20 protein-coding genes are annotated in these 20,721 nt (G+C 72.4%); 11 read left to right on the forward strand and 9 right to left on the reverse strand.

What is annotated here, in order from left to right:
- Nucleotides 1-3: 3 nt before the first annotated feature.
- The 3 genes from ACFWI4_RS26320 to ACFWI4_RS26330 all read left to right on the forward strand — a co-directional run bounded on the left by ACFWI4_RS26320 (nucleotide 4) and on the right by ACFWI4_RS26330 (nucleotide 3,355).
- A complete protein-coding gene (locus ACFWI4_RS26320; RefSeq protein WP_385405312.1) occupies nucleotides 4-753 on the forward strand; it encodes a GntR family transcriptional regulator in 750 nt (249 codons plus the stop codon).
- A 41-nt stretch (nucleotides 754-794) separates the two neighbouring features.
- Nucleotides 795-2,009: a type ISP restriction/modification enzyme gene (locus tag ACFWI4_RS26325; RefSeq protein ID WP_387200738.1), complete on the forward strand. Its 1,215-nt coding sequence runs from the start codon at nucleotides 795-797 to the stop codon at nucleotides 2,007-2,009.
- A 137-nt stretch (nucleotides 2,010-2,146) separates the two neighbouring features.
- Nucleotides 2,147-3,355: a CaiB/BaiF CoA transferase family protein gene (locus ACFWI4_RS26330; protein ID WP_387200741.1), complete on the forward strand. Its 1,209-nt coding sequence runs from the start codon at nucleotides 2,147-2,149 to the stop codon at nucleotides 3,353-3,355.
- 158 nt (nucleotides 3,356-3,513) lie between these two features.
- Here ACFWI4_RS26330 and ACFWI4_RS26335 read toward each other — a convergent pair whose 3' ends face one another.
- The 3 genes from ACFWI4_RS26335 to ACFWI4_RS26345 form a co-directional block, all read right to left on the reverse strand.
- Nucleotides 3,514-3,783 (reverse strand): hypothetical protein, encoded by a 270-nt coding sequence (locus ACFWI4_RS26335; protein WP_385405305.1) that lies wholly within the window; start codon nucleotides 3,781-3,783, stop codon nucleotides 3,514-3,516.
- A gap of 115 nt (nucleotides 3,784-3,898) precedes the next feature.
- Complete coding sequence (locus tag ACFWI4_RS26340; RefSeq protein WP_387200744.1) at nucleotides 3,899-4,687, reverse strand: anti-sigma factor domain-containing protein; 789 nt, start codon at nucleotides 4,685-4,687, stop codon at nucleotides 3,899-3,901.
- Between the two features lie 55 nt (nucleotides 4,688-4,742).
- Nucleotides 4,743-5,285, reverse strand: a complete 543-nt coding sequence (locus ACFWI4_RS26345) for a sigma-70 family RNA polymerase sigma factor (RefSeq protein WP_385405300.1) — start codon at nucleotides 5,283-5,285, stop codon at nucleotides 4,743-4,745.
- Between the two features lie 329 nt (nucleotides 5,286-5,614).
- Here ACFWI4_RS26345 and ACFWI4_RS26350 point away from each other — a divergent pair, with 329 nt between their 5' ends.
- From ACFWI4_RS26350 to ACFWI4_RS26365, 4 genes are all read left to right on the forward strand, one after another.
- On the forward strand, nucleotides 5,615-7,156 hold the full coding sequence (locus tag ACFWI4_RS26350; RefSeq protein WP_387200747.1) for a DUF4331 domain-containing protein: 1,542 nt from the start codon (nucleotides 5,615-5,617) through the stop codon (nucleotides 7,154-7,156).
- Nucleotides 7,157-7,269: 113 nt separating this feature from the next.
- The gene (locus ACFWI4_RS26355; RefSeq protein WP_387200750.1) at nucleotides 7,270-8,961 is read left to right on the forward strand and encodes a tetratricopeptide repeat protein; all 1,692 of its coding nucleotides are present in this window, start codon (nucleotides 7,270-7,272) and stop codon (nucleotides 8,959-8,961) included.
- On the forward strand, nucleotides 8,958-10,928 hold the full coding sequence (locus ACFWI4_RS26360; RefSeq protein WP_387200753.1) for a sulfite exporter TauE/SafE family protein: 1,971 nt from the start codon (nucleotides 8,958-8,960) through the stop codon (nucleotides 10,926-10,928). Before ACFWI4_RS26355 ends, ACFWI4_RS26360 begins: the two co-directional genes overlap by 4 nt.
- A 45-nt stretch (nucleotides 10,929-10,973) precedes the next feature.
- Complete coding sequence (locus tag ACFWI4_RS26365; RefSeq protein WP_387200755.1) at nucleotides 10,974-12,611, forward strand: protein kinase; 1,638 nt, start codon at nucleotides 10,974-10,976, stop codon at nucleotides 12,609-12,611.
- A 148-nt stretch (nucleotides 12,612-12,759) separates the two neighbouring features.
- On the opposite strand, the gene ACFWI4_RS26370 is transcribed toward ACFWI4_RS26365, so the two are convergent.
- Nucleotides 12,760-13,566 carry an SGNH/GDSL hydrolase family protein gene (locus tag ACFWI4_RS26370; protein WP_387200758.1) on the reverse strand — a complete coding sequence of 269 codons (807 nt, stop codon included), beginning with the start codon at nucleotides 13,564-13,566 and terminating at the stop codon, nucleotides 12,760-12,762.
- A gap of 347 nt (nucleotides 13,567-13,913) precedes the next feature.
- Between ACFWI4_RS26370 and ACFWI4_RS26375 the strand changes: the two genes are divergently transcribed.
- Complete coding sequence (locus tag ACFWI4_RS26375) at nucleotides 13,914-15,008, forward strand: DUF5925 domain-containing protein (RefSeq protein ID WP_387200761.1); 1,095 nt, start codon at nucleotides 13,914-13,916, stop codon at nucleotides 15,006-15,008.
- Between the two features lie 55 nt (nucleotides 15,009-15,063).
- On the opposite strand, the gene ACFWI4_RS26380 is transcribed toward ACFWI4_RS26375, so the two are convergent.
- Nucleotides 15,064-15,435: a GntR family transcriptional regulator gene (locus ACFWI4_RS26380; RefSeq protein ID WP_385405281.1), complete on the reverse strand. Its 372-nt coding sequence runs from the start codon at nucleotides 15,433-15,435 to the stop codon at nucleotides 15,064-15,066.
- Between the two features lie 71 nt (nucleotides 15,436-15,506).
- On the opposite strand from ACFWI4_RS26380, the gene ACFWI4_RS26385 reads away from it, so the two are divergent.
- A complete protein-coding gene (locus tag ACFWI4_RS26385) occupies nucleotides 15,507-16,436 on the forward strand; it encodes a GNAT family N-acetyltransferase (protein ID WP_387200765.1) in 930 nt (309 codons plus the stop codon).
- On the forward strand, nucleotides 16,417-16,920 hold the full coding sequence (locus tag ACFWI4_RS26390; protein ID WP_387200768.1) for a DUF402 domain-containing protein: 504 nt from the start codon (nucleotides 16,417-16,419) through the stop codon (nucleotides 16,918-16,920). The genes ACFWI4_RS26385 and ACFWI4_RS26390 overlap by 20 nt, the downstream gene beginning before the upstream one ends.
- A 241-nt stretch (nucleotides 16,921-17,161) precedes the next feature.
- On the opposite strand, the gene ACFWI4_RS26395 is transcribed toward ACFWI4_RS26390, so the two are convergent.
- A complete protein-coding gene (locus ACFWI4_RS26395; RefSeq protein ID WP_387200771.1) occupies nucleotides 17,162-17,785 on the reverse strand; it encodes a class I SAM-dependent methyltransferase in 624 nt (207 codons plus the stop codon).
- 161 nt (nucleotides 17,786-17,946) lie between these two features.
- On the opposite strand from ACFWI4_RS26395, the gene ACFWI4_RS26400 reads away from it, so the two are divergent.
- The gene (locus ACFWI4_RS26400; protein ID WP_263974428.1) at nucleotides 17,947-18,081 is read left to right on the forward strand and encodes a hypothetical protein; all 135 of its coding nucleotides are present in this window, start codon (nucleotides 17,947-17,949) and stop codon (nucleotides 18,079-18,081) included.
- A gap of 73 nt (nucleotides 18,082-18,154) precedes the next feature.
- Here the strand turns inward: ACFWI4_RS26400 and ACFWI4_RS26405 are convergent, their stop codons facing one another.
- The 3 genes from ACFWI4_RS26405 to ACFWI4_RS26415 all read right to left on the reverse strand — a co-directional run bounded on the left by ACFWI4_RS26405 (nucleotide 18,155) and on the right by ACFWI4_RS26415 (nucleotide 20,350).
- The gene (locus ACFWI4_RS26405) at nucleotides 18,155-18,637 is read right to left on the reverse strand and encodes a GNAT family N-acetyltransferase (protein WP_387200774.1); all 483 of its coding nucleotides are present in this window, start codon (nucleotides 18,635-18,637) and stop codon (nucleotides 18,155-18,157) included.
- A 139-nt stretch (nucleotides 18,638-18,776) separates the two neighbouring features.
- Nucleotides 18,777-19,742 (reverse strand): CU044_5270 family protein, encoded by a 966-nt coding sequence (locus tag ACFWI4_RS26410; RefSeq protein ID WP_387200777.1) that lies wholly within the window; start codon nucleotides 19,740-19,742, stop codon nucleotides 18,777-18,779.
- A 2-nt stretch (nucleotides 19,743-19,744) separates the two neighbouring features.
- A complete protein-coding gene (locus ACFWI4_RS26415; RefSeq protein ID WP_387200780.1) occupies nucleotides 19,745-20,350 on the reverse strand; it encodes an RNA polymerase sigma factor in 606 nt (201 codons plus the stop codon).
- Between the last annotated feature and the right edge of the window lie 371 nt (nucleotides 20,351-20,721).

A 20,721-nucleotide genomic window follows, 5' to 3' on the forward strand; every position in this document is an offset into this window, starting at 1 on the left:
CTCGTGACCTCCTTCGCTCCCGATTCGATCGTCCTGAACCGCAAGCTGCCGCTGTGGTACCAGGTGTCGCAGTCCCTGCGTGCCTCGATACTCGGCCGCACCCCTCAGGATCCCCTGCGCCTGCCCACCGAGGAGCAGCTCGCGGGGCACTACGGGGTGAGCGTGCTGACCATGCGGCAGGCGCTCAAGGAGCTGGAGGCCGAGGGACTCATCACCCGGCACCGCAGGCGGGGCACGTTCATCGAGCCGAGTGCCCGGCGGGGCGCGCCCGTGCGGCTGCTCGGCTCGGTGGACGCGATCGTGGCCCAGCAGTCGGGCATGACGACCGAGCTGCTGGACCAGGGGAGGACGCGGGTCTCCGGCGAACTCGCCGAGTTCTTCCCGGACGTGGACGAGGTGGCGACGTACCACCGGCTGCGCAGCGACGAGACGACGGGCGAGCCGACGAACCACGCGCGCAACTATCTCCGGCCCGAGCTGGCCGACCGCATCGACCGCGAGGACCTGATCCGCTGGCCGATGACCAAGGTGCTGCGGGACGTCCTCGGGGTCGGCATCAGCCGGATCACCGACACGGTGGAGGCCACGCTCGCGGACCCCGAGACGGCACGCCTGCTCCAGGTGCCGCTGCTCAGCCCGATCCTGCGCTACACGGGCGTCATCCACGGCAAGGACGGGCAGGCGCTGGACGTGGCGGTCATCCACTACCGGGGCGACCGCTTCTCGTTCACGGTCACCCTCGACGCACACTGACGACGGCGTACGGGGACGGCGAACGGCGCCCTCGTCGTACGATGCCGAGCGTGACGCCCGACGCCGCTCCGCTGCTCGCGGACCTCATGCCGTGGTCCGTCGCACCGCCGAGGCTGGGCCGCAGGTGGCCGACGGCCCCCGACGCGGCCTCCCTGAAGGCCCGCTGGGACGCCCTCGTACGGGCCCAGGGGCCGGACCGCGAGACGCTGTTCGGGCCGACGCGGGCCCGCACGACGCATTCCGCTGTGGCCCAGCTGCCGGGCCAGTCCAGCGGGACGGGCCGCCTCGCGCGGGCGTCGGACCCGTGTCCGCCGCCGGTCCGGGTGCTGAGCGCCCCCTTCGACGAGCAGTGGCTGATTCCCGATCACCGGCTGATCGACTCGGCCCGCCCCGAGCTGTGGCGGGTGGCGGACGAGGAGCAGGTGTTCGCGGTCGAGCAGGCGCAAGGACCCGAGGCCTCGGGTCCGGTCCTGCTGGCCGCGTCCGTGCTGCCGCTGATCGCCGGGCGCGGCGGGCGGGTGCGTCCGCTCTACCGGCGTCCGGGCGGCCGTGAACCGAACCTGGCTCCGGGCCTGTTGGAGCATCTGGGCTCCCGTCTCGGCCTCTCTCCGGCCCCCGTCGACGTCCTCGCCTGGACGCTGGCGGCCGCGCGGCGGGGCCGGGACGGCTGTGTGGTCCCGCTCACCGCCGACCCCGAAGTGTGGTCGTACGGGGTCGAGTTGGGCCGGACCATGCTGCGGCTGATGCGGCGCGGCGGCGAGCGCCCCAAGCTTCCCGGCGGCCGGCGGCCCTACGTGCGGGCACCGCTGTCCGCCCCGCCCCCGGCGTCCCGGCCGGCTTCGGGCCCTCTGCTCACCGACCCGTACTACGACCGCGAGGAGGAGTCCCTGCACCTCGGCGAGGGCAGGATCTCGCCCGTGCCGCCCGAGGCCTGGGACTTCGAGGTCGGCGGTGTACGGGTGCTGGAGCAGTGGTTCGCGGCACGGACCGGGGCGGGAGAGCCGGGCACGCTGGAGGCGATCGGCCCCGCAAGCTGGCCCCAGACGTGGACCTCCGAACTCCTCGAACTCATCACGGTGCTGGCGCTCCTCGCCGAACTGCGCCCCCAGCAGGCCGCGTTGGAGCCGCGTTCACCGATCACCCGGACGGAGCTGCGCACCGCCGGGGTGCTCCCGGTCCCGGACGCGGCCCGCCGCCCCGCCTCGGTGCTCGACCACCACGAAGAGGGCCCCGAGGGCCAGTTCGCGCTGATCTAGAACCGCCCGCGGACGCCCGCCGAGGCCGTCGGCCGGCTCGCTCCGGCGCGCACGGACGACTCCGGTCCGCGCCCCCGCCGAGGGCGGCGAACCCGCTCCGGCGATATCGGTGCATGACAAAAGTATGTTCAGGGTCCATGATCCATCGCATGCAGCCAGAGCCCCTGCCCCTCGAAGGCATCACCGTCGTCGCCGTCGAACAGGCCGTCGCCGCGCCCTTCGCGACCCGGCAGCTCGCGGATCTCGGCGCCCGGGTCGTCAAGGTCGAGCGGATCGACGGCGGGGACTTCGCCCGCGGCTACGACACCGCGGCCAAGGGCCTGGCCTCGCACTTCGTGTGGTGCAACCGGGGCAAGGAGTCCGTCGCCCTCGACCTGAAGGACCCGCGCGGACTCGACGTCGTACGCCGGCTCGTCGCGGAGGCGGACGTGTTCGTGCAGAACCTCGCCCAGGGCGCGGCGGCCCGGCTCGGGCTGGACGCGGCGACCCTGTGCGCCGAGCACCCCCGGCTGATCGCCGTGGACATCTCCGGATACGGGCCGTCGGGTCCGTACGCCGGCAAACGCGCGTACGACATGCTCGTCCAGTGCGAGGCGGGGCTCGTGTCGGTGACCGGGACGCCCGGGCTGCCGGTGAAGGCCGGTGTCCCGGCCGCGGACATCGCGGCGGCCATGTACGCGTTCTCGGGGGTCCTCGCGGCGCTGGTGCGGCGCGGCACGACCGGACGCGGGGGCCCGGTCGAGGTGTCGATGCTGGACGCGCTCGCGGAGTGGATGGGGCATCCGCTGCACCACGCGATGCACGGCGGGACCCCGCCGGCCCGCACCGGCCTCTCCCATTCCGTCATCGTTCCCTACGACGTCTATTCGACGGCTGACGGCGGGCATGTCCTGCTGTCGGTGCAGAACGACCGGGAGTGGCGCCGGCTCGCGCAGCAGGTGGCCGGGCGGCCCGGGGCGGCGGACGATCCGCGGTTCGCCACGAACGCGGCGCGGGTGGAAAACCGGGAGGCCGTGGACGCGCTCGTGGGAGAGGCGCTGGGCGCGCTCGGCGCCGACGAGGCGCTGGCCCGCCTGGAGGCCGCGGGCATCGCCTGCGCCCGGCTGCGGGACGTGACGGAGGTGGCGGAACATCCTCAGCTGGCGGCCAGGAACCGGTGGCGGGAGGTGGGATCGCCGGCGGGGCCGCTGCGTGCGCTGCTGCCTCCCATCACGCTGCCGGGCGGGGAGGAGGCGCGCATGGGACCCGTCCCGCGGCTCGGTGAGCACACGGGGGTGGTGCTGCGGGCGCTGGGCATGACGGACGCGGACGTCGCCGAGCTGCGGCGGGACGGGGTGGTGCGCTGAGGCTCAGCGCCCGGTGAAGGTGGTGACCCGCGCTCCGGATGTGGTGATCACCGGGCACCGCTGCCCGCCGTGGGGATGACGGACGCGGAAGGACAGCGGTGTGCCGGTTCGGTGGAGTCGCCGGAGCGCGGGTCGGGAAGGCCGGTGCCGACGGCCGGTCAGCGGTCGCCGAACAGCGAGCGGCGCAGTCGCCTGAGCGGCGCGAACAGCGAGACCCGCCGCACGCGCGCGACCCTGGAGCCGCTGTCGTGCGCGTGGTCACGGGTCGTGAGCTCACGCATCAGCGAGGTCGCCTCGACCGTCTCGCGCTGCGGTATGGCGGGACCGCCGAGCACCGCGAGATGTCGGTCCAGGCGCGAACTCGTCGCGCTGCTCCCGCATGTGATCGCAGGGACGCGTGCCCTGGTGCGCACTGTTATCTGTTCCATGTCACTCCCCACCCGTACAAGTCCACCCGGCCCGGGCAGACTAACCCTATCGCCCCCTCATGGCGCGCGTGTATCTCGGACAAAGGATTCACCTTCCCCATAAGGGGGTTGACGGTTACTCTCCGAATCCGACCGTTTCCAGGGCGAGTTGGACAACGGGCGAGGTCGTGGGCTGTTCCGAGCCGCCGTGAGGCTCGACCGTCACTGCGAGTGACGTCGCATTCTGATCCAGTCCGTCGGCGACGAGGGGCGTGTCGCCGGTGAAGAGGCCGAGAGAACGCGGTTTCTCCTTGGGGCGCATGAGCCACAGCTGATGGACGCGTCCGCCGGAGGGCGTGCCGAGTCCGCTCAGGGTCACGACGGCGCTCCGCTGCGACGCGGAGGCCACTACTCCGATTCCTCGGCCCCGCGCGTCGCGTTCACCGGTCGCCCGCGCGTCGGGAGCCGCCAGGACGTGGGCGATCTCACGTGCCTGGGCACGCTCCTGGTTCAGGTCGTCGCGCGCCTGGGTCGCCTGCACCGCGAAGAGCGCGGCGACCACGAGGGCCGCGGCGGCCGTGGTGGTGGCGAGCGGTGCGAACAGCGGCCGGAACCGGGGCTCCCGCGCCCGCGCGGGCTGCTGGAACGTCCGTGCGCGCGGCAGGTCCCGGGCCGCCGGTTCCTGCGGGGTCGTCCGTACGGCGGCCAGCACCCGCTCGCGCAGCGCGGCCGGCGGGGCCGCCGCGGTGGACCAGGCGAGCCGTACCGCGTCCTCGGTCAACGCCCGTACCTCCTCGGCACATCGGTCACAGCCCTTCAGATGACGTTCGAAGCGGCGCTTCTCCTCGCTCTCCAGCGCGTCGAGGGCGTAGGGGGCGGCGAGGGAGTGCAGATCGCGGCCCAGCAGTCGGTCGAGGACGCTCATGCGGCACCCTCCTCTCTTCCGTGCGGATCACGGCCCGGCAGGCGGTCGTCGGTGGTCACGCGGCCCCTCCCAGGCAGTCGCGCAGGCGGGTGAGCCCGTCGCGCATACGGGTCTTGACGGTGCCCAGCGGCAGGGACAGCCGCTCGGCGACCTCGCGGTAGGTGTAGCCGTCGTAGTACGCGAGGGTGACGGACTGCCGCTGGAGCGCGGTGAGCCGGTCCAGACAGCGGCGGACCCACTCGCGTTCGAGTCCGGCCTCGACCTCCTCGGCGACCTGGTCGAACGCCGGGTGGTGGTTGCGCCGCCCCTCGCGCTGTTCGCGCTCGGTGGCGGCGCGCGCGCTGCGCACCCGGTCGACGGCCCGGCGGTGCGCGAGCGTGAGGACCCAGGACAGGGCGCTGCCCCGCCGTGGGTCGAACCGCGGTGCGGAGCGCCAGAGTTCGAGCAGGACCTCCTGCGACACCTCCTCCGACTGCGCCGGGTCCCGCACCACGCGGCGCACCAGTCCGAACACCGGCCCGGACACCAGTCCGTACAGCTCGTCGAACGCCTTCTGGTCGCCTCCGGCCACCAGCAGCAGCAGCTCGTCAGCCTCCACCCGTCCCCCTCTCCGGCCCTGCACGGCCCGTCCTTTCCCCTACGTCTTCGCAGCGAACCCGTCTACGGATGGGTTACGGATCAGGGAGCCGAAAACGCGTGTCGGACAGGGATCAGTTCGTGCGCTCCGCGACCGGTCCGTCCCCCTCCCCCACCGGCGCCGGCCCGCTTCCCCGGCCGGCCGCTCCGGGAGCGCACCGGAGAAGAAGCCGGAGCGCCGGTGAAACAAGCCGCGACAACCGCCGTAAAGACGTTTGGGATTCGACCAATCCACCCCGGCGACCGCTCCGAATGGCGTGCGTCAGGCAAGTTGGACAGAGGACGGACGGCATGACACCTATCTCCAGGAGCGGCGCGGGTCGCAGGACTCTCGCGACCCTCGTATGCGGTGCGCTGGCTGCCGGGGGGCTCGCGGCCGCGGGTGCGACGGCGCTGGCACCGGGGGCGGCCTCCGCCTCCAGCCACCGCGAGGCACCGCTGATCTCGGGCACTCCGCAGTACGACAACACCGACGTGTACGCCTTCGTCAGCCCGGACAAGCCGGACACGACGACGATCGTGGCGAACTGGATCCCCTTCGAGGAGCCCGCCGGCGGCCCGAACTTCTACACGTTCGCCGACGACGCCCAGTACGACATCCACATCGACAACAACGGTGACGCGCAAGGTGAGTTGATCTACCGCTACACCTTCAAGACGCACCGCAAGAACGGCAACACGTTCCTGTACAACACGGGTCCGGTCACCAGCCTGAACGACCCCGACCTGAACATCACGCAGACGTACGACATCGATCTGCTGCGGCTGCACAACCAGCGGCTGGTGTCGAAGACCAAGATCGCGGACGACATCCCGGTCGCTCCGTCCGACGTCGGCAAGGCGTCCATGCCCGACTACGCCAAGCTGCGCCACCAGGCGGTGTCCAAGCTCGCCGGCGGCTCGACCACGTTCGCCGGCCAGGCCGACGACCCGTTCTTCCTGGACCTGCGCGTCTTCGACCTGCTGTACGGCGGGAACCTGAGCGAGGTCGGACGGGACACCCTCAAGGGCTACAACGTCAACTCCATAGCCCTCCAGGTCCCGAACGACATGATCCGTGAGTCGGCCGGGCAGCCGATCGTCGGCATCTGGTCCACCACGCAGCGCAGGGACGCGAGCGGCCGCTACCGCCAGGTGTCGCGTCTGGGCATGCCGCTGGTCAACGAGGTCGTCAACCCGCAGAAGGACAAGGACAAGTTCAACGCGTCCGCGCCCTGGGACGACGCCCAGTTCCTGAAGAACGTCACCAACCCCGAGCTGCCGAAGCTCATCGAGTCGATCTACAAGATCAAGGCTCCGGCCGAGCCCCGCAACGACCTGGTCGACGTGTTCCTGAAGGGCGTGAAGGGCCTCAACCAGCCGCCGCACGTGCGTCCGGCGGAGGAACTGCGCCTCAACACCTCGATCAAGCCGTCCATGCACCCCAAGCGGCTCGGTGTCCTCGACGGCGACAACGCGGGCTTCCCGAACGGACGCCGGCTCACCGACGACGTGATCGACGCCTCGCTCCAGGTCGTCGAGGGTGAACTGGTCGGTTCCAAGAACGACTTGGGCGACGCGGTCGACAAGAACGACAAGAGCTTCGAGAAGACGTTCCCGTACGTCGCCGAGCCGACCTCGGGTTCGCGCGGCGCGCTCGCCAAGGGCACGACCAGCGGGACCGACGTGCGCAGCCAGCTCGGTGACGCGCTCCAGCCCGCCGGGACGAGCTCCGGCGGCGGGACCGACACCATGCTGATCGCGGGCTCCGCGGCGGCGGGCGCCGCCGGCATCCTGCTCATCGGCTCCGGTCTGCTGTGGTGGCGCCGGCGGATGTACAACCGGGCCTACTGACCCGGCTCCCCGACTGGCGCGGCCCGCACGCAGTACTCGACCCCCCACGGTGCGGGCCGCGCCGCCCCCCACCCCCACGACGACCGTTTCGCCAAGGATTTTGAGGAGAGGGCATGTCCCCGCGGACGAACGACAACGCGACGCCGGACGCCGACCGGGCCACGCCCGACGAGAAGATCGCGGGGGCCGACGCCACCGAGAGCGCGGTGGACGCCACGCCCGACGAGGGGGCCCGCCCGGCGGCACCGGCCGATGACACGACGTCCGCCACGGCCACCGGCACCCACGGGGCAGCCGCTGACGAGACCGTCGCAGAGGGGGCCGTCACAGACGAGGCCGTCGCGGACGAGGCCGTCGCGGACGAGGCCGTCGAGAGCGCGGTGGACGTGGACGAGGCGGGCACCTCGAAGTCGACAGCCGCCGGGGACGCGGGCGATGAGCCCGAGACGTCCGTGCGGCTGCTCCCGCGGTCGCAGCGTCGCTGGAGGGCGGCTCAACTCGGTTTCTGTGCCGCCGCGTTGGCCGTCGCCATGACGGCGGGCGCGGTGGTGCTCGGCGCCCTGCGGGACGGCGCGACGACTCCCGCCGTCGCGGCCGTGTCCAACGGCGTGTCACCGCAGCTCCTCGCGAGCGGCGACCTCGACGCGAGCATCCTCGCCCTCCAGGCCCATCTCCGCACCCAGCCCAAGGACTTCGGCGGCTGGGCGACGCTCGGTCTCGCCTATGTCGAGCAGGCCCGCACCAAGGGCGACCCCTCCCGCTACCCCCAGGCGCAGGAAGCCCTCAACCGCTCCCTCGAGCTGCGTCCCGGCTACGATCCCGCGCTCGCCGGACGAGCGGCCCTCGCGGCGGCCCGGCACGACTTCGCCGGCGCCCTGAAGTACGCCGACCTCGCCCTGAAGCAGAACCCGTACAGCGAACGCGCCCTGTCCTCCCGGATCGACGCGCTCGTCGAACTCGGCCGGTACGACGAGGCGTCGAAGGCCGCCGACCTGGCCGACTCACGGCGGCCGGGCGTCCCGGTGTTCACCCGCTACGCCTACGTCCACGAGCTGCGCGGCGACGTGAAGACGGCCCAACGGGTCCTGAAACAGGCGCTGGACACGGCGACCAGCCGCGGCGACATCTCGTACGTGACCTCCGCGCTCGGCCAACTCGCCTGGAACCAGGGCGACTACCACTCGGCGCTCTCCTACTACGCGCGAGCGCTCGCCGCCGACGACAACTATCTCCCCGCCCTTGAGGGCCGGGCCCGCACCCAGGCCGCCCTCGGCGACCGGGCGGCCGCGATCAAGGGGATGGAACTGGTCGTACAGCGCTACCCGCTGCCCCAACCCCTCGTCGAACTGGGTGAGTTGTACGAGGCCAGGGGCGCGGCTGGCGACGAGCGGAAGGCCCACGACCAGTACAAGCTGGTGAACGCCTGGATCGCCCTCGCCCACGCCTACGGCGTCAACGCCGACCTCGACACCGCGCTGGCGGCGGCCGACCACGGCGACCACAAGGCCGCGCTGACCGCGGCCCGCGCCGAATGGGCCCGCCGCCACACCGTGCACACGGCGGACGCGCTCGGCTGGGCCCTGCACGTGTCGGGCCGCGACGCGGAGGCCCTGCCGTACGCGCGTCAGGCCACGGCGACCGGCTACCGCAACGCGTCCTTCCTCTACCACCTCGGCATCATCGAGCGGGCCAACGGCCATGCCGACAAGGGCCGTTCGGCGCTGAAGGCGGCCCTGGACCTGAACCCGGGCTTCTCGCCGCTGGGCGCCCGCGAGGCCCGTAAGGCACTGGGGGCGTCGAAGTGAGGGCGCCCAGGGTCCTCGCGCTCTGCGGCACGGTCCTGACCGCGGCCTGCGCGCTCGTGCTGGGCCCGTCGGGGCCGGCGAGCGCGCATCCGCTGGGCAACTTCACCGTCAACCGCTACGACGGTCTCGTCGCCGCACCCGGGCAGTTGCGCGTCGATCACTTCGAGGACCTGGCCGAGATCCCCGCCACCCAGGCCGAGCCGGACATCAAGCGGCTCGGCATGTCCGAGTGGGCCCGGCAGCGGTGCGAGACCGCCGCGCACGGCAGCAGGGTCACGGTGGACGGGCGGGCGGTGACGCTCACCTCGGGCGCGAGCCACGCCGAGCTGAGGCCGGGGCAGGCGGGGCTCCACACGCTGCGCGTGGAGTGCCGGCTGACGGCACCGCTGTCCGGCGCGGGCGCGGTGACCGTGGACTTCCACAGCGCGGGCACCGACCACGGGCCCGGCTGGCGCGAGATCACCGCCCGCGGCGACCGGATGACGCTCACCTCCTCGGACGTACCGCGGAAGTCCGTCTCGTCGGAACTGACCCGGTACCCCAAGGCACTGCTCTCCTCCCCCGCCGACACCGCCGCCGCCTCGCTGCGGATACGCCCCGGCGGCCCGGCCCTCGTCGAGGAGCACCGTGCCGCTCCGGCCGCCTCCGTGCTCCCGCGCGGCGCCGACCGCTGGACGCAGTACCTGAACGACCTGGTCGCCCGGCATCACCTCACCTTCGGCTTCGCGGCGCTGTCGCTGCTCATCGCCGTCGGCCTGGGTGCCCTGCACGCTCTCGCGCCCGGCCACGGCAAGACCCTGATGGCCGCGACGGCGGCGGCGCGCGGGGGCCGGGCCCGGTTCAAGGACGTACTGCCCCTGGCCGCCTCGGTGACCGTCACCCACACCCTCGGGGTCGTCGCCCTCGGTCTGCTGGTCACCGCGGGCTCGGCGGCGGCCCCCTCCGTGATCGCCTGGCTGGGCGTGTCCAGCGGCGTCCTCGTCACCGGGGCCGGGGTCACCCTCCTGCGCCGGGCCTGGCGCAGCCGGCCCGCGGCCCACGCCCCGGCACATGACCACGAGCACGGATCCGTCGCCTCGCACACACACGAGCACGGGCACCCGCACGACGCGGGCCACACCCACGACCACGCGTCCGGCCACGGGCCCGAGCACGCCCACGAACACGGCCGGGACCGGGCCCCGGCCCACACCCATGACCACGCCCACGCCCACGCCCACGACCACGACCATGACCACGGACACGGACACGGACCGGGCGACGGCCACGACACCGATCACGAGCACGAGCACGGCCATGTGCACGACCACGAGCACGAACACGCCCCGGATCACGACCATGTGCACTCCGCGCGCCCCCTGGTACTGGCCCACGCCACCGCCGCCGTCACGACGACCGCCGCGACCACGACGGCGACAGCAACGGCAACCCGGCCCCACACCCACGACCACCCGCACCCGCACCCGCACCCGCACCCGCACGACCACAGCCACGAGCACGAACAGGGCCACGACCACGGTCACGGCCACCACCACGACCACGCCCACGGCTCGGGCCGCACCCCCCGCTCCCCCGCCCTCGAACACACCCACGGCGGTTTCACCCACACCCACGAGATCGCCCCCACCGTCCGCGGCACGATCCTGCTCGGCTTCGCCGGCGGGCTGGTGCCCAGTCCCTCGGCGGTCGTCGTCCTGGTCGGCGCGGCGGCCCTCGGACAGGCCTGGTTCGGCCTGCTGCTGGTGCTCGCGTACGGCGTCGGGCTCGCCCTGACCCTGACCGCGGCCGGCTTCGCCGTCGTCAAGCTCGGCAGCGGCGTGAACCGCGCCCTGGCCGGACGCCGGAGCTGGGCCGAGGGACGTCTCGTGCTCCTCGTCCGCAGGACCGCGCCCCTCGGATCGGCGCTGATCGTCGTGGCGCTCGGGGCCGGATTGGTACTCAAGGGGGCGGCATCCGTCCTCGGCTGAGCTACTTTTGGGGAGAAATCGCGCGCGAGCGAATGGGGGACGCACGTGTCCGAAGATCCGGGCAGTGAACGTGTGATCGCGGGGCGCTACCGTCTGCTCTCGCCCCTGGGCGAAGGCGGGATGGGCACGGTGTGGCGCGCCCGCGACGAGGTGCTGCAACGCGAGGTCGCCGTGAAGGAGGTCCGCGCCCCGGCCGGGCTTCCCGATTCCGAGGTCGAGCGGATGTACGCGCGTCTGGAGCGGGAGGCGTGGGCGGCCGCCCGGGTCTCCCACCGCAACGTGGTGACGGTGTACGACGTGGCCGTGCAGGACGGCCGGCCGTGGATCGTGATGGAGCTGATCCGCGGCATCGCGCTCTCCGATCTGCTGGACGCCGAGGGGCCGCTCGATCCGCGGCGCGCGGCCCACATCGGCGCCGAGGTGCTCGCCGCGCTGCGCGCCGCGCACGAGGCGGGGGTCCTGCACCGGGACGTCAAGCCCGGCAACGTGCTGATGGCGAACGACGGGCGGGTCGTCCTGACGGACTTCGGCATCGCGACGGTCGAGGGCAGCTCCGCGCTGACCATGACGGGCGAGGTCATCGGTTCACCCGAATTCCTGGCGCCGGAAAGGGCGTTGGGGCGCACCCCCGGGCCCGAGTCGGACCTGTGGTCGCTCGGGGTGCTCCTGTACGCGGCGGTCGAGGGCAACTCCCCCTTCCGGCAGCCCACTCCGCTGAGCACCTTGCGGGCCATCGTGGACGAACCGCTGCCCGCACCCCGCCGGGCGGGCGCGCTCGGCCCGGTCATCGAGGGGCTGCTCGCCAAGGACCCGGCCGAGCGGACGGATGCCGAGGCGGCCGAGCGCGAGCTGCGCGTGGTCGCCGGGGGCGGTACGGCGCCCACGCGTCCCCTGGGTGGCGTGACCCGTTCGTCGGAGGCGCCGACGATCGGCGCGTTCGGTCCGGCGGCCTCGTCCTCCTCCCCGACTCCGCCCCAGGGGTTCGGTCCGGCTCCCGCGACCGTCCCGTCGGCCACCCCGGCGGCGGAACCCGGCCGCAACCGCCGGGCGGCCGTCGCCCTGATCGCGGGCCTGGTCGCGCTGGCACTCGCCCTCGGCGGGCTGACGTACGCCCTGCTCGACCAGAACAAGGGGAACAAGGGGAACACCGGGCAGGGGAAAAGCAGCAGCGGCACCACCGACGGGGGGACGGTCCCGGGAGGCCACACGAGCCAGAGCGCCACGGCCGGTGCGACCGGCGGCGAGAGTCCCTCCAGCAGCGCTCCCGGGGGCGGGAGTTCGACCACCGCCCCGCCCGCGCAGTCCGTCCAGGTGACGGTCGAGGGTCACAACACCCACTACACGGGCAGCTGTCCGCCGTCGAGCGCACAGGCCCCCTCGTTCACGGTGACGTTCACGGTGGGCCGTGTTCCGGTGGACGTCGAGTACCGCTGGGTGACGCAGACCGGCGAGGTGACCGATCCGAGCTGGAAGACGCTGTCGTTCCCCGCGGGCGGCGGCAGGACCCAGCAGAAGACGGTGGTGGCGACGACGTACGACACGAGCGGGGAGTTCGCCAACTCGATCGGTGTGGAGGTGCGCAGCCCCGTGCGCGTGACCTCGAACTCCGTCCCGTTCACCATCACCTGTGTGACGGAGACCCCGACGGACGGGGCCTCCGCATCCGTGTCCGCCTCCCCCTGACAGGGTGGGCTCTGCCCCCCGGCAGCGTGGGCTGTGTCCCTGACACTGCGGGCTGCCCTTGGCGGGGCGGGTGACGTCCTGGCGGGGCGGGCGTTCTCCCCGCCGGGACGGTGTTCTCTCGAAGGGTTCCGGGGTGGGGGCCCGGAGGTCAGACGGCTCCGGAGAAGGCAGGCAGGTAGCCGCCGGAGTGGCCGGCCGCGGTCGGGTGGTACGACTCGCCGATGTCCAGCCAGTTCAGACTGTGCAGCCAGGCGTCACCGGAGCAGATCTCGTGACCGGTGAAGGTGCCGCGCACATCGGCGAACGTGAAACCGTGGGCGGCGGCACGGGCGGCGATCGCGCTGTCCAGATAGTCGGCCGCACCGTTGATGGCGGACCGTTCGGTCTCCGAAAGCCCGGTCAGGCAGCTGCCGTTGAGCTTGTAAAAGCGCGGGTAGCCGAGGACGACCACATGGGCGGCCGGAGCCTTCGCACTGATCGCCGAGTAGACCGAGTCGAGGTTGCCGGGGAGCGTGGAGTCGACGTACGCCTTCGCCGTGGCGATGCGTGAGAGACAGGTGCTCTCGGACTGGAGGACACAGGTCGTCATGACGTCCGAGAATCCGGCGTCGTTGCCGCCGATGGTGATGGAGACGAGGCCCGTGGAGGAGCTGAGCGGGCCGAGCTGATTCGCCGTGACATCACCCGTACGAGCGCCGGAGCAAGCGGTGAAGTTGAACGACGAGGGTGAATGCGCGGCGTTCCAGAGATAGGGGTACGCCTTCGTGCTGCGGTCGCAGGAGCCGCTGGAGCTGATGTAGCTGCCCGCGCCGACACCGGAGGAATAGGAGTCACCGAGGGCCACGTAGCCGGTGGCCGCCGCTGTCTGCGCCTGAGCCGCCGCCGCCCCGGTGAGGGCGAGGCCGGCGGCCAGGAGGAGTGAGGTCACGTATGCCGAAAATCTGGGACGTCTCATGGAACCTCCCTTTAGCAGGATCTCTGCCACAACTTTGGTAGCAGCTACGCGTGTTGACAGGAAGTGTCCATGCCAAGACTCTTATGCATCAACCGGCCGATATGTGACCGTTCATCACCTATGCCGTTACATGTCCATGACGATCGTGCGGCAACCGCATGACAAAGCGGGGCAACGCGTCAACTCCCGCGGCCCGCGACGGGACGGCCGGAAGCCGCCGCGGGGAGCCGCCACGGGGGAATCCCGGCCCCCGCGGATGCACCGGAAGAGCGGGACCCGGGCGCGACACACCGGACGCACCGTGGAAACCGGGTGCACGGGGCGCCCGTGTGGCAGATCATGGCGGCATGTCTGCGAACCCACACGACGCTCTGCCGATCAGGCTCAACGTCGACGACAGCGACTCGCCGTCGGACGTCGTCGACGCGCTGTTCCTCGGCCGCTTCGCGACGGGCGAGCAGCCGCACTCGCACGCGGTGAACATCGACCGCGTACGGTCCGGGGCCACCCTGCTCCCGCCGGGCGCCCGGGTGCTGCGGTCCGCCCGTGACGACGACCGCAGCGCCACCCTCGCCGAGGGCGACGGCTGGACCCTGCTGGTGTCCCGCTGGAACCGCGGCGCCGACGTCACGGTGACCGCGACCACCGTCGAGCTCGCCGAGAAGGTGCTGAAGCAGGCCACCGACGGGGCCGCGGACGAACCCGAACCGCAGCCGGAGAACGTCACCATGGGCTTCTGGTACGTGTCACCGCGCCGGGGCCCGCACCGCACGACCCGGCAGATCTCGGCGGGCACCTGGGAGGAGATCCGGCCCAACTACACGGCGCCGGTGGCGGACGCCATGGACCGGCTGATGAAGACGACGCCGGAGGACATCGCCGGCCGGCTGCTGCTGCTGCACGGCCCGCCCGGCACCGGGAAGACCTCCGCCCTGCGCACGCTGGCCCGTTCCTGGCGCGACTGGTGCCAGGTGGACTGCGTACTCGACCCCGAGCGGCTCTTCTCCGACGTCGGCTATCTGATGGACATCGCGATCGGCGAGGAGGACGGCACCGGCAAGGGCCGCTGGCGGCTCCTCCTCCTCGAGGACTGCGACGAACTGATCCGCGGCGAGGCGAAGCACACAGCGGGCCAGGCCCTGTCCCGGCTGCTCAACCTCACCGACGGACTCCTCGGCCAGGGCCGCAACGTCCTCGTCGGCGTCACGACCAACGAGGACCTGGAGCGCCTGCACCCCGCCGTCGTCCGCCCCGGCCGCTGCCTGGCCCGGATCGAGGTCGGAGCACTCACGCGCCGCGAGGCGGTGGGCTGGCTGGGCACCGAGGAAGGGGTCTCGCGCGAGGGCGCGACCCTGGCGGAGCTGTACGCGCTGCGCCGCGGGACGACCCCGACGTCGGTCCCGGACCAGCGCGAGGGCGCGGACGCGGGTCTGTACCTGTGACGGCACCGAGGCCCGCACCGGCCCCCTCGAACCCGGCGCGGCCGGCGGCCGCCGGCTAAGCGTCCTCGAAGGCTGCCCGCAGGGCGTCCCGTACGGCGTCCAGAGCGGCGGCCTCGGTCAGACCGAGCCGGTGCGCGCGCTCGGCGTAGGCCTGCGCGGCGGACGCGGCCTCGCGGGACGCCGCGTCCCCGGCGGCGGCCACGAACGTGCCGTTGCGGCCCCGCGTCTCGATCACCCCGTCCGACTCCAGGGCCCGGTAGGCCTTGGCCACGGTGTTGGCCGCGAGGCCCAGCGACTCGGCCAGCCCCCGTACCGTCGGCAGCTTGTGGCCGACCGGCAGCACGCCGGACCTGGCCTGCTCGGAAATCTGGGCGCGCACCTGCTCGTACGGCGCGGCCCCCTCTGCGATGCGGATCTTCAGGGTCACGCGGCGATTGTCCCGTACCCGCGCGAAAATGAGGGGCATCCGCCCGCGGCGCCCGCGTAACGTGCGATCACATGACCGTGATCGTTCGCGAACTGCGGCACGGGGACCCGGTGGACACGGCGGGGTTCGCGCGCATTCGTCAACAGGCCCTCCCGTTCATCCTCTTCACGCCCGAGTCCGTCACCTACGACCTGGAGCGGGCCCATCCCGACGCCCACCGCGTGCCGCTGCTGGCCGAGGAGGACGGGGAGCTGATCGGCACCGCGCAGATCGGCCTCGTGCACGACAGCCCGGAGCCGGGCCAGGGAAGCCTCAACATCTACGTCCGGCCCGGCCGCACGGGACGCGGGGCGGGTTCGCTGCTGGCCCGCGCCGCCGAGGAACGGCTGGCCGCCCTGGGCGCGACCCGGCTGCACACCTGGGTGCTGGACGAACCCAGATACCGCGCCTTCGCCGAGAAACGCGGCTATCGCGCCGCCAGACCGGCGCACTTCCTCCGCCTCGACCTCGCGAACGGCACCCTTCCGGCGCTCCGGCCTCCGCCGGACGGCGTGGAGCTGCGCACCGGAGCGGACTTCGCGGACGACCCCCGGCCGCTGTTCAGGCTCCACGCCGAGACGCTCGGCGACGAACCGGGCGACGTCGACCGCGAGTTCACCGACTACGACGCCTGGCTGGCGGAGACCTGGCACCACCCGCTCCTGAACCACGAGCTCACGTCCGTGGCGCTCGTGGACGGCGGCCCGGCGGCGTTCAGCGCGGCCGGCACCGACGGCGGCACCCGCTACGCCACCGTGATGACCGGCACCGGCCGCGCCTTCAGAGGCCGTGGTCTGGCCAAACTCGCCAAGAACGACTCCCTGCACCGGGCCCGAGCGGCCGGGTTCACCGAGGCGTTCACGGGCAACGACGCCGGCAACGTGCCGATGCTGGCGATCAACGACTGGTTCGGTTACGAAATCTGCGCAACGGAGGTGATGTATGTCCGCGACCTCGGCTGACACGCCCGGCTCGTCCCTGGAGATCGTACTCGTCAAGGCGGGCCGTACGAAGATCAGTTACCCGGCCGAGCTGCTCGCCGACGACGGGAACCGGGTGGTCGTGCGGGCCCCCTGGGCGGGCGACGGCGTCCGCGACTTCGGCTTCGTCCGGTTCGAGAAGGGCGATGTCTTCACCGAGTACTACTGGCGGGACCGCTGGTACGCGGTGAAGGAGGTCACGAACGCGGCGGGTGAACGCAAGGGCTGGTACTGCGACATCACCCGTCCGGCCACCGTCTCCGGGGACCGGCTGACCGTCGAGGATCTCGACCTGGACCTGTGGCTCTCGGCCGACGGCACGGACGTACGGCGTCTGGACGAGGACGAGTTCGCGGAGAGCGGCCTGGCGACCACCGACCCGGCAGCCGCGGCCGCCGCCGAGAAGGCCCTGGACGACCTCGAACACCTGGCCCGCGAGGGCGGCTTCGAGACACTCCTGACCTAGCCCTCGGGCCCGGGCCACGAAGGACGCCGTTTCGCGGATCACCCGCCGGGCTCCGCGGAACGCCGGACAGGGCTCCGCGGAACGCCGGACAGGGCCCCACGGTACGCCGGACAGGGCCCCACGAGGGCACCCGGCGAGGCTCCCGCGCGGAAACCCGGGCAAGGCCTCACGAGGGCACCCGGCGAGGCTTCACGAAAGCACGCACCCGCCGGACGCCGCTCACACACCCGCCGGACGCCGCTCAGAAGCGGGCCACCGCCGCGTACCGCTCGTCTTCGACCTCCCGGCCCCACAGCAGCGCCTCGCCCGACAACGGCTCCACGCGCAGGTCGGCGGCGTCGGACAGCAGGGGCCGCAGCAGGGTCGCCATCCGCTCGGCGGATATGCCGACCGGGCTCACCGTCCCCCACACTCCCTCGACGAGCACCAGCCGCCCGCCCGGGCGCAGCAGTCCGCGCCAGTGCCGCAGCACGCGCCCGGGATCGGGCAGGGTCCACAGCACATGGCGGCTGAGCAGGACGTCGAAACGCTGTTCCCCGACGGGCGGTGCCACCGCGTCGCCGACGAGGAACGCGGCGTCCCGCCCGGCCAGCTTGGCGCGGGCCCTGTCGATCATGGCCGGGGCGAGGTCGACCCCGGTGACGCGGTGCCCCTGCTCGGACGCCACGAGCGAGAGGCTGCCGGTGCCGCAGCCCACGTCGAGCAGATCACCGGGGCTGCCGGGCAGCCAGTCCCGCAGCCGGGCCGCCCAGGCGCCACGGACCTCGGGGTCGCGCAGCCCGTGGTCGGGTTCCTCGTCGAAGGTGCCGGACGCCGCGTCCCAGTCGACGCCCGCCCCTGGATTCGTCCCACCGTCGCTCACCATGCGTTCCACCTTGTCACCCGCCACTGACAATCGGCCCGGGCCCGCCACGGGCGCCCGGCGGGTGACGGGCGCCACAGACATTTCGCGACCGATGAGGAACTCTCCCCGGAACGGTCCACCCCCGTACAACCGCGGATCCGGGTGGACACTAGGAGGCAGCCATGCGCCGAGTGACCGTGCAGAAGCCCCTGAGGAAGTCCGACTCCCGCCGTGTACGGGACGAGCCGGACGAGCGCCCCGCCGAGCGCCCGGAGGTCCGGAAGGACATCGCGCGCACCTGGTGGCCGGACGGCTGAGCCATCGCGGGCCGCCGCCGAGAGCCTGACGAAAGCCCGAGCGAGCGGCCCCGGCAGCCGGCGACGGCCCGCGTCAGGCCAGCCGCTTGCGGTAGTGGATCCGGTCGTAGGGCCCGTTCACGCGCCGCTCGGTCATCTCGTACCCGTACCGCGGGTAGATCTTCTGGTTCTCCCACATCATCGCGTTGGTGTAGAGCCTGATCTCGTCCAGCCCGAGCGCCCGCGCGTGCGCGTCGACGAACCGCAGCAGCCGCCGGCCGACGCCCTGGCCGTGGGCTTCGGGCCGGACCGCGATGATGTCGAGGTAGAGGTGGTCCGGGCGCTCCTCGACGACCACGAGCCCGAGAACCGGCTCTCCGGTGACGAACACCCGCCCCGCCGCCACGTTCGCCGCGTGGTCCGCCTCCATGGGCACCGGCACGACCCCGATGCGCTCCACATAGGGCTGGAACGCGGCGTCGATCACGGCTTTGACCAGAGGCACGTCACCGGCGACCGCCACCCGCACCCCGTCCCCCGCGGACACCCCGCCGCCCCTCCCGGCCGTCTCGCCCATGCCCGCACCCCATCCACCTGATCGCAGTCTCGGCACTCCCTTTGAAGGCAGCGTAGAGCCCGCCGAGGGCGATCCCTCCGAAGCATCGGGAGCGGGGCGGCCCGCCCCCGTGGTGCGGGCCGCCCGGAACCGTGGTCGGTCAGCTGCGGTCACCTGCCCTGTTCACCACGGCCGTCGCGACGGTCGATTTGCCGCCGAGGACCTTGCCGCGTCCATCGACGTACCTCTTGCCGACGATCCGGTAGGTCTGCGGGTCGATCAGCCACTGGTCGTCCATCGATTCACCGGTGGCGGGGTTCTTCCCGCGGTTGTAGTTCAGGGCGATCGCCCGGCGTCCGGCGGCGGTCTCGACCAGGTGGTCGGTGACCTTTCCGCCCGGTACCAGCGCGAGGGCGCGATAGAGCGAGGCCAGGCCCTTGGCCGGCATCACGTCGGCCGAGAGCAGGACGCTGATCTCGGAGTAGTCGTTGCGTGCCTGTGAGAGTTCCTTCGAGTCGGCGATGGCGTTCTGCTCGCGGAGCGCCTTCGTCGTTCCTTTGCCGTCGGCCGGCAGGGCGACGAGGACCCGGTACATCTCGCGCGCCGAGCGGTCGTCGCCCTCGGCTCCGTTCTCCAGGTGCATCTTGGTGATGTCGAGCGGCCTGTTCCCCAACCGGGAGGCGCTGGCGGAGCCGTCGAACCGGATCCAGCCCTCCCCGTCGCCCATGAAACGGTCGGGCTTCCTCCAAGGCTCCGGCGCCGACTTGATGTAGATCCACTGCTTCGCCGTCGGAGCGGCGCCGTCCGGCTGCGCCTGGACCGCGTCGGCGGCCTGCCGCAGGAACTCGGCCGCGCTCACCCCCTTGTAGCGCACACTCGGCGTGGCCGCGGGGTGCACCGAGCGTCCCGCGCCCTTCCCGCCCACCAGGAGGGTGGCGGCGACGGCGACGGCGGTCACGGCGGCCACGACCGCGACGATCGCGAACTCCCGCCGTCGCCACAACGCGTGCCGCGATTCCCTGGCCAGCACGGCCTCGGTGAGACGCGCCCGTCCCGGTGCGAGCCGGGCCCGGTCGGGTACCGGCACGTGGGCGCGCAACTCGCGTACTTCGGTCATCTCGTCCATGGCTACGCCACCTCCGCCACGTCGATCACGAACGCAGGATCGGCACCCAGCGCTGTACGTACCTTGCGTCGCGCCCGGTTGAGCCGCGAACGAACCGTGCCGACCGGTATGTCCAACGCCTCCGCGACCTCCTGGTAGGTGAGTTCGGCCCAGGCGACGAGCAGCAGGACGTGCCGGTCCGGCGCCGACAGTCCTGCGAGGGCGCCGGCCAGCGGGCCTTGCGCCGCGATCCGGGTGTCGGCGTCCTCCAGCCAGGACTCGCCCCCGGACACGTCGAGCGGGTCGCGGCCGGTGCGGGCGAGCGCCCTGAGCGCCCGCACCTCGGCGCGGCGCTGCTTGCCGATGAGGTTTCCGGCGATGCCGTACAACCAGGGGCGCGCGTTGGCGCGCGTGCGGTCGTAGCGGGACCGGATCCGGAAAGCGATCAGGAAGGTGTCGGCGGTGATGTCGTCGGCGACGGTGTCACCCAGGCGACGGGCGACATAGCGGTGGATGTCGGGGGCGTAGCGGTCGTAGAGCAGGGCGAAAAGCTCCGACTGCTCCAACGACTGCGCGACTATCTCCGCGTCGTCCTCCGCCCGTGCCGTGGACGGCGGCGGTCCGCTCACAATGTTTCCCCTGACTCGTCGGTGAGTGCGTGTCACCTGCTGTTCCCCGATGGGTTCGAAAGAGTTCACGGTTTCGCGGAAGTCGTCGCACCACCGGTGAACACGGGGGTGCTCAGGGAATCACCCGCTTCAGCGCCTCCCGCACGCACCTCTTCCCGCCGGCCGCCCCGCCGGACAGCGGCAGCGCTCCGCAGCAGGTCGGACCGGGCTCGGACCGAGCTCCCCGACCCCCTTCCTCAGCCCCCCGTTAGCCCTGCCTTAAACGCAGCATAAGGATCTCCGTCTCCCGGCTCCGACAGGCGATTTCGCGGGTTCCTCGGGCTAGTTTTCTGATCACCCCCACGGGATCCCCCACGGGATCCCCGCACGGA

This window comes from Streptomyces sp. NPDC127038 (assembly GCF_042725875.1).
GTDB lineage: Bacteria > Actinomycetota > Actinomycetes > Streptomycetales > Streptomycetaceae > Streptomyces.

Bases quoted from the DNA above. Each gene is read 5' to 3' on its own strand.
- ACFWI4_RS26325 (WP_387200738.1), top strand. From the start codon at position 795: ATGCCGAGCGTGACGCCCGACGCCGCTCCGCTGCTCGCGGACCTCATG.
- ACFWI4_RS26330 (WP_387200741.1), top strand. From the start codon at position 2,147: ATGATCCATCGCATGCAGCCAGAGCCCCTGCCCCTCGAAGGCATCACC.
- ACFWI4_RS26335 (WP_385405305.1), bottom strand. From the start codon at position 3,783: ATGGAACAGATAACAGTGCGCACCAGGGCACGCGTCCCTGCGATCACA.
- ACFWI4_RS26340 (WP_387200744.1), bottom strand. From the start codon at position 4,687: ATGAGCGTCCTCGACCGACTGCTGGGCCGCGATCTGCACTCCCTCGCC.
- ACFWI4_RS26350 (WP_387200747.1), top strand. From the start codon at position 5,615: ATGACACCTATCTCCAGGAGCGGCGCGGGTCGCAGGACTCTCGCGACC.
- ACFWI4_RS26355 (WP_387200750.1), top strand. From the start codon at position 7,270: ATGTCCCCGCGGACGAACGACAACGCGACGCCGGACGCCGACCGGGCC.
- ACFWI4_RS26370 (WP_387200758.1), bottom strand. From the start codon at position 13,566: ATGAGACGTCCCAGATTTTCGGCATACGTGACCTCACTCCTCCTGGCC.
- ACFWI4_RS26375 (WP_387200761.1), top strand. From the start codon at position 13,914: ATGTCTGCGAACCCACACGACGCTCTGCCGATCAGGCTCAACGTCGAC.
- ACFWI4_RS26385 (WP_387200765.1), top strand. From the start codon at position 15,507: ATGACCGTGATCGTTCGCGAACTGCGGCACGGGGACCCGGTGGACACG.
- ACFWI4_RS26390 (WP_387200768.1), top strand. From the start codon at position 16,417: ATGTCCGCGACCTCGGCTGACACGCCCGGCTCGTCCCTGGAGATCGTA.
- ACFWI4_RS26395 (WP_387200771.1), bottom strand. From the start codon at position 17,785: ATGGTGAGCGACGGTGGGACGAATCCAGGGGCGGGCGTCGACTGGGAC.
- ACFWI4_RS26400 (WP_263974428.1), top strand. From the start codon at position 17,947: ATGCGCCGAGTGACCGTGCAGAAGCCCCTGAGGAAGTCCGACTCCCGC.
- ACFWI4_RS26405 (WP_387200774.1), bottom strand. From the start codon at position 18,637: ATGGGCGAGACGGCCGGGAGGGGCGGCGGGGTGTCCGCGGGGGACGGG.
- ACFWI4_RS26410 (WP_387200777.1), bottom strand. From the start codon at position 19,742: ATGGACGAGATGACCGAAGTACGCGAGTTGCGCGCCCACGTGCCGGTA.